Here is a 769-nt window from a genome sequence, read left to right on the forward strand (position 1 = left end):
ACCAGTTCCGCTTCAAAGTCTGTGCAAACGCTTTTGAAGACCTCGCGCAAGTCGTCAATCACCTCTTTTGTGAACACGCCACGGCGGTATTTGGTCACGAAGACCAAATGCACATGCATCAAGAAAACACAGTGTCTACCGTGCCGAATCTCGTTGTTATTTCTCATAGGCCAAAGTATAATTAAGCCATGCAACGCCTGCAAGCCTTCAAATTTGAACTCATGCCTGACGGCGCTCAGCAGCGCGATATGCGCCGTTTCTCCGGGGCGTGCCGGTTCGTCTATAACAAGGCGCTGGCGTTGCAAAAAACCAATTACGAAGCCGGCGGCAAGTTCATTGGCTATGTGGCTTTGGCTAAGTCGCTGACCGATTGGCGCAAGGGGCCAGATACCCCGTGGCTCAAACAGGCGCCTTGCCATCCGTTGCAGCACGCACTGAAAGATTTGGAGCGGGCCTACAAAAACTTCTTTGCCAAACGTGCTGACTTTCCCCGCTTCAAACGCAAGGGCAGCGGCGAAAGTTTCCGTTACCCCGACGCAAAACAGTTTGAAATCGACCAAGCCAACAGCCGGATCAAGTTGCCAAAGCTAGGCTGGATTCGGTATCGCAACAGCCGGGACGTTGTGGGCCAAGCCAAAAACATCACCATCAGCCAAACGAACGGCAAGTGGTACGCCAGCATCCAGACTGAGCGTGAGGTGCCCCAGTCAACTCCTGCGGCCACCACGGCCATTGGTATTGACGTGGGCATTGCCCGTTTTGCCACTTT

Annotated in this window: 2 protein-coding genes; one reads left to right on the plus strand and one right to left on the minus strand. The window is 53.6% G+C overall.

Annotated features, from left to right (window positions below; genetic code table 11):
• Window positions 1-167, minus strand: a 167-nt coding sequence (locus tag ACFO24_RS13285) for a transposase (RefSeq protein ID WP_377738779.1), incomplete at its 3' end; no start/stop codon positions are given.
• 21 nt (window positions 168-188) lie between these two features.
• On the opposite strand from ACFO24_RS13285, the gene ACFO24_RS13290 reads away from it, so the two are divergent.
• A partial coding sequence (locus ACFO24_RS13290) for an RNA-guided endonuclease InsQ/TnpB family protein (RefSeq protein ID WP_377738778.1) occupies window positions 189-769 on the plus strand: 581 nt, incomplete at its 3' end.

It is taken from the genome of Comamonas denitrificans (assembly GCF_042654745.1).
Taxonomy (GTDB): Bacteria; Pseudomonadota; Gammaproteobacteria; order Burkholderiales; family Burkholderiaceae_C; genus Comamonas; species Comamonas denitrificans.